Genomic DNA, 6,495 nt, shown 5'->3' with positions numbered 1-6,495 from the left:
CCCAGCTCGCGTCTGCCGGGGCTTTTGAGCGGGCTTGCTTCGCCGACGCAAAAGCCCGGGAAGTTGTAGTTAAACATAAATTTATCGTTGATCGGCTCGAGCTGCGTTAGGCTGTCGCTTAGCTGCGCGTCGCTATCGCCGCCTAGCGTGGTGACGACCAAAGCCTGCGTCTGCCCGCGCGTAAATAGGCAGCTTCCATGCGCGCACGGCAGGATATTTGTCTCGATACTGATCGGGCGCACCTCATCAAGTGCGCGCCCGTCGGCTCTGCGGCGATCCTCGATGATCTGCGTGCGGATGATGCCGCGCTTATACTTGCCGATGACGCTGGAGATCACCTCTTGGCTCCATTCGTTTTGCGCCGCGACCTCGGTAGTTAAAATTTGATCCACGATTTTGTTTAACTCGGTAGCGCGCTCGCTCTTTGCCATCTGATTGATCGCCGCTTTAACGGCGTCTTTGTAATTTGCGTCAATGAAGTCCGCGATATCCTCATCCTCGATCTCAGGCTTGTACTCTAGGCTCGCATCGGGCTTTTTAAGCGGCAAAAAAGCCTCTTCGTAAGCGTTTGAGCCCGCACTTATCGCCTTTGCGGCAAAATCGATCGCATCCACCATCAGATTTTCGCTAAATTCATTCATCTGTTGCGCGCCGCCATTAATCTGCGGCAGGGAGCGCATCTCGATCATCAAAAGCTCATCGCCGACGCCCGCTACGTAAAGATCAAGTGCGCTAGCTTTAAGCGCGGAGTTGCTCGGATTTAAGATGAAATTTCCGTTTTGATAGCCTATACGCACGCCGCAAACGGGCGCTTTAATCGGGATGTCGCTAAGATATAGCGCCGCAGACGCCGCATTAAGAGCGACGACTTGCAGATCGACCTCGGGGTCCGCCGATAGCACGTAAACTACGATCTGCGTCGGATACGCATAGCCCTTCGGAAAGAGCGGGCGCAGCGAGCGATCTATGATGCGGCTGGTTAGCGTCTCAAAATCGCCCGGCTTGGTCTCGCGCTTGATGTAGCCTCCGGGGATTCTGCCCGCTGCGTACATCTTTTCGATATACTGCACGGTAAGGGGCAAAAAGTCCTCCTGCACCTGCGTCTCTTCGCGCGCTACGGTAGCTAGCACGACGGTATTTTTCACACGCAAAAGCGCTGCACCCGCGGCTTGCTTTGCGACCTTATTGATATCGAAAATTTCGGTATTGCCATTTACTTCAATTTTACACTGCATTAATTTTCTCCTTGTTTTTGTTAGTCTCGTGAAACGGCAGATAAAGCGGGCATTTGTTTAAAATTTGCATTATCTCCTCCGCGCTTGAGAGCGTTTTTTCTTTGTAATAAAAATCCACGTTCACAAAATCTCTGATCTTGTGAACGGCATAAATTCCATCTACTAGCATGGCGATCTCATCTGCATTATCGCTGCCGATAACGGGCGTGGCATAAAAGATCGCTTTGGCGTTTAAGCTTACGAGCGTCTTTATGCAAGTAAGCGCGGTCAGCCCGCTCTCACACCCCTCATCTACCAAGATGACGTTTTTTTTCTCTAAATTTCCCAAAAGCTCGCCCTTGCGAAATTTATACATATTTTTTAAAATTTTCTCCTCATAAAGTCTGTTTGCCTGTCCGTAAACATAATCCAGGCTGATGCCGAAGCTTCGCACGAGCTCATCCACCATCACGATCTCTTGGGTTTCGCTTACGCACGCGATCGCGCATTCCGGATTATTTGGCGCCAAAACGGGTTCTGTGAATAAAAACTCATAAGCAAGCCCTAGTTTTAGAGCAAGATGGTTTGCGATAGGAAGCGACTCCAGAGACTGAGCGATTATTAGAAAATTTTCATTTTTGATCACGGTAGCGGGTAAAATTTCTGCAAGTTTCATCGCGGCATCGATTTGGTTTTCAAACATCAGCTCGGCTCTAGGCGTCATTATTTTTCGCTTCCGTATTCGCTATCTACTGAAAAATCATACCCTACTCCGCCGAACGGATAGAAATTTACGAGAAAGTAAATTCCGCGCTCCTTGCTTGCTTTGCTGTAGCCCGTCGTACTGGTATTTTTAGGCTCGATATCCTCTTGATACACAAAAGAGTAATTCCAACACTTGCGCGTATGAGAAAGCCCCACGCGCCACATTTTAGAATAAGATCGCTCCAAGTCGTAATCCCAACGCCCAAAAATTTTATTATTCCTAGGCAAATTTACCGAAGCGTTTACGATGCCGTAGTTATCTTTCGTATAGCGTTTAGGCTCCATGCTTAGCTTTTCGTATTCGTAAGCGTGGCTGAGTCCAAAGCTAAAGTCGTCGTTGGAGTAGTTGGCGTAGGTATAGACCTTATCGAAGCTTTTATATTTATGTGAGTAGGTAAAGCGGTTCCCGATATTTAGCCCATTTGCAAAATACGCATCGATGCGGTGTTCTAAATCATCGAACTCGTGATCGTCGAAGTCATATCGCTGCTTGACGCTATGGCGTAAGAATTTACGTCCGTCTTCATTATAAAAAAACTGCGTCATACTTAAAGCTGCATTTTCGTGGGTGTATTCGTCACTAAGCTCGCTTAAGAAGTTATCCTCCCAATAAAGCGAGTCTTGCAAGTTACCCAGCCGCGAGCGATCTACTGCGCCGCGAGCAAGGTCGTATTTATACTGATGATACTTTAAAATTCTATCCTCGATGTCGCCTTGCTGCCATCCGGGAATTCTAAAATCCGCCCTCCAGCTCATCGTATGATATAAGCTATCATAAGCCCTGGCTACATCGGTGTAGAGCGAAAGCTCGGTGTATTGATTAGCGTAGAAAGTGCTTTTATCCTCGCCAAGATCTCCGTTTGCGTAGTAGAATTTATCGTGCCAATCGATATTGGTCATATACACTCGCTCGGTAAAGGCGAAATTTAAATAATCCGCCAGTAGTGGCGTGCTTATACTAATCGGTACGTCAAACTCGTATTGGCGAGCAGTCGCGCCCTCCCATCTAGTGTAATTACGCGCTTTTGCATCAAGCGAATAGATCAAATTTGGTAGTCCCAAATCATTGCTAAATTTATGATATTGCAGCGTCGGAAGCTCTTGGACGGTATCTTCGTTGCGGAAGGTATTATCGGCGTTTAGCTTGCTTGTATCGATGTAGTAGCGTCCGTAAGCGCCAAAATAGTGCTCGTCTGAGGTCAAATAATAATTCAGCCGTGAAGTTACGAGCGAATTATCCGCATCGTTGCCAAGACCTCCCTTTTCCTTCAGATCGTAGTATTCAAGGTCGTTTAGCTGAGTAAAGTCGATCCATAAATTTTCGCGCAGATCGCCATCTAGCAAATAGGTCGCGAGCTTGCTGCGATCGTATTGCACTTCAAAGCCGTGGTGGCGCTCATTTTTGTATTCGAGGCGTTTTTGCGCTCGCGAGAAGTTATCGAAAACTCCGCCTCTAATCTCGCCGTAAGAATACGGCGACTCCGTAAATCGAAATGTCCCGTATACGCCAAAGCCCCTGCGCGTGCGCACCTGCGGATCGAGCTGAAAATCCCAGCTATCGTAAGGCGCAAAATAGATCGGCTGCTTATAATAGATCCCTTCCTTGCTGATGTAGCCCGCCTCGGGAGGCAGCAATCCCGTACGGCGCGTGCGGTCGGTCGGAAAGCCGAAATACGGCAGATAGAGCACCGGCACATCGCCCACGTAAAATCTCGGATTGAAAAGATGGAGGAATTTGCTCTCTTTATTGAGCATGCCGCTACTAAATTTGATGCGCCAATCAGGATCGGTGACGTTGCAGCTAGATACGCTGGAGCCCTCCACGCGGTAATATTCGCTGTCGCTGCAGCTAGCGTCGTTTTGCATCCAAAGCTCGGAGTCCTTATCCATCATAAAATTTACGTCGGCTTGCTGCTTATCGTTTTTCAGATCGATTTTGACATGCTGCGCACGCGTGGTCTCGCTACTACCGCGCATTGCATTGACGTTGCCGAAAAGCTCGATGATGCCGTTTTGCTCGTCGTATGTAGCGCGATCGGCGGTAATAAAATAGTCCTGCGAATACACCGTTACGTTGCCACTAGCCTCCGTCAAAAAGCCGTTTTTCTCGACATTATCTGCTATAAGCTCGACGTCTTGGACCTTTGCACTCGCACTGCTTGCTAAAAGAGCGCTAAAACTAAGCGCTAGAATTTTAAATTTTTTACTCTTTTTCAATCTCTACCACCAATGTTTTCGCCGCCATATCGTGCAGGCTCTGACGCGAGTTCGTAAAAAGCGCCACCAAAAATCCCATATAAAAGATCATCTCGCTTATCAACCTAACCGCCGCGCGGATCGCTGCAGTAGCGATATCCATGGAGCTGCCGTCAGCGCGGACGCAATAAATTTTAACCGCAAGCTTGCCTAGCGTCGCGCCGTATAGATAGACAAAAATCGCCTGATATAAAAATTTTATTATCGCGTAATGCAAAATGAATTTTGACGCGATCTTTTGTACCTCAAGATTGCTTCCGCTCTGCGCCGCCGCGACAAGCTCTGGCTCGTCGATAGCAAATAGCACGACCACAAAAAGCGTTACGCTCACAGCTTCGTCGATACTAAACGCGATTACGCGCTTGCTAAGCGGAGCGATGATCAAATTTTATCTCTTAAGGCTTGGTGCGCGATATCGCGCCTATACTGCGCGCCGCTAAATTTTATATTTTCGCACAGCGCGTAAGCCGCGTCGCGCGCCTGCTTTAAACTCTCCGCAACGCCCACGCTTACCAAAACGCGCCCGCCGCTAGCGTAAATTTGCCCCTCTCGCTCGCTCACGCCTGCATAGCAGATATGGGCTCCCGCAGGAATTTCGCCAACCTCGATCAAAGCAGGCTGCGAAGAGCCGTAAGGGTAGCGCTCGCTAGCCATCACGACGCCCACCGCAAATCGCTCTTTTAAGCTTATGCTGCTTAGCTTGCCTACGGCGGCGTTGTATAAAATTTCGCTCAAATTTCCGTCAATTAGCGGCATCAAAACCTCGCACTCCGGATCTCCGAAGCGGACGTTGTACTCCAGCACATAAGGCTCGCGGCCTACGATCATAAGCCCCACGAACAACACGCCGCAAAAGGGCGCGCCCTGCTGCTTCATCCCTTTTAGCGTAGGTGCTACGATCTCGCTTTCTACTCTTTTTATCAGCGCGGCATCCGCTAGCGGGCTTGGCGCATAAGCTCCCATGCCGCCGGTATTCGGACCAAGGTCGCCGTCAAGCAATTTTTTATGATCCTGCGCTACGGGCAGGCTTACGAAATTCTCCCCGTCGCAGATCGCAAAAAAGCTCAGCTCGAATCCCTCTAAAAACTCCTCCACGACGACGTGCCTGCCGGCTTCGCCGAAGCTTTCGCCGCTTAGCATATCCGCAGCGGCTTTTTTAGCTTCATCTTTAGAATTTGCGATGATGACGCCTTTGCCCGCGCACAAGCCGTCTGCTTTGACCACTACGCGGCCGTTTAAGGCGTCTATAAATTTTAAAATTTCGGATAGATCGTCGCTGCTTAGAAATTTTGCGGTTTTGATATGATTTCGCGCCAGAAAGTCCTTCATATAGGCTTTAGAGCCCTCCAGCTTCGCCGCAGCAGCGCTAGGACCGAATATCGCGAGGCCTTGCGCTTTGAAAATATCCACGATACCTTTTGTAAGAGGCTCTTCGGCGCCCACGACGGTAAGGGCTACGTCGTTGTTTTTGGCAAAGAGCGCGAGCTCATTAAAATCTTTTAAATCTAAATTTTTACCGAGCGCCTTTGTAGCGCCGTTTCCCGGAGCAAAATACAGATTTAAAACGTCTTTATCCTCGCGAAGTCTTAGCCCGATCGCGTATTCTCTACCGCCGCCGCCGATTATTAGGATATTCAATGAAGCCTCCGTAACGTAAAAAACCCAAGTGAGCGTTGCGTAAAAAGAATCGGCTCAAACAAAGCCAATCTTGCAACTAGGAAAAATCTCTAGGTCGCAACCCGTAACTTTAAAAAAAGCTCGAGCCGAGCCGCGTCACACGGACCTCTCACGTCGTCGCTTATACAAATATGTTGAACCCTCATATAAAACGCTCTCGCTTCACCCAGGCTTGGGCAAAATTATAGTCAAAATTTGCTTAAACTATGGCAAAAGCGCCAGATCGACGCAGGATTTTATCGACCTTCTTTCGCAGATTATCGGCTCACAAAACTCGCTCAAAACGCTCGCCGTCGTCCTGCCGATACAGATCGCCTTGTAGCCCCCGTCCCAGCCGAAATTTGCGGTAAAGCCGCGCACGTTTTTAGGCGAGGTAAAAATCAGCGTGCTGCCTTGCGGCGGCTTTGCGGCGGCGGGGAGGCTAAGGATGGAATTTTCATAGGCGATCACGCTTTGCAGCCGCACGCCGGCGCCAGATAGAATTTGCCCCAGCTTCGATACCGTCTCGCGCGCGCGCAGATACAGTGCGTCTCTGCCCTGCAAGAGCGGCGCGATCTCGGCGGCAAACTCGTTTCCGTGCCCG

General features: G+C 49.4%; 6 protein-coding genes. All 6 read right to left on the bottom strand.

Annotation, left to right across the window (positions count from 1 at the left end):
* The coding region (locus Q0413_RS02325; protein ID WP_298986915.1) for a polyribonucleotide nucleotidyltransferase at nucleotides 1-1,235 on the bottom strand (1,235 nt) is incomplete at its 3' end.
* Nucleotides 1,225-1,938 (bottom strand): phosphoribosyltransferase family protein, encoded by a 714-nt coding sequence (locus tag Q0413_RS02320; protein ID WP_298956653.1) that lies wholly within the window; start codon nucleotides 1,936-1,938, stop codon nucleotides 1,225-1,227. The genes Q0413_RS02320 and Q0413_RS02325, both read right to left, overlap by 11 nt.
* Nucleotides 1,938-4,196: an LPS-assembly protein LptD gene (locus Q0413_RS02315; RefSeq protein WP_298986913.1), complete on the bottom strand. Its 2,259-nt coding sequence runs from the start codon at nucleotides 4,194-4,196 to the stop codon at nucleotides 1,938-1,940. The genes Q0413_RS02320 and Q0413_RS02315 overlap by 1 nt, the downstream gene beginning before the upstream one ends.
* Nucleotides 4,183-4,620, bottom strand: a complete 438-nt coding sequence (locus tag Q0413_RS02310; protein ID WP_298986911.1) for an RDD family protein — start codon at nucleotides 4,618-4,620, stop codon at nucleotides 4,183-4,185. Before Q0413_RS02310 ends, Q0413_RS02315 begins: the two co-directional genes overlap by 14 nt.
* On the bottom strand, nucleotides 4,617-5,873 hold the full coding sequence (purD, locus tag Q0413_RS02305; protein WP_298986909.1) for a phosphoribosylamine--glycine ligase: 1,257 nt from the start codon (nucleotides 5,871-5,873) through the stop codon (nucleotides 4,617-4,619). The genes Q0413_RS02310 and purD overlap by 4 nt, the downstream gene beginning before the upstream one ends.
* Before the next feature lie 243 nt (nucleotides 5,874-6,116).
* The coding region (locus Q0413_RS02300) for a uroporphyrinogen-III synthase (RefSeq protein WP_298986906.1) at nucleotides 6,117-6,495 on the bottom strand (379 nt) is incomplete at its 5' end.

It is taken from the genome of uncultured Campylobacter sp. (assembly GCF_938045465.1).
GTDB lineage: Bacteria > Campylobacterota > Campylobacteria > Campylobacterales > Campylobacteraceae > Campylobacter_B.
The sequence above is the reverse complement of the archived record's forward strand: the minus strand, read 5'-3'. Positions and strand labels throughout refer to the sequence as shown.

What these genes read in the sequence shown, in the direction of transcription:
- Q0413_RS02320 (WP_298956653.1), bottom strand. Translation starts at nt 1,938, where the DNA reads ATGACGCCTAGAGCCGAGCTGATGTTTGAAAACCAAATCGATGCCGCG.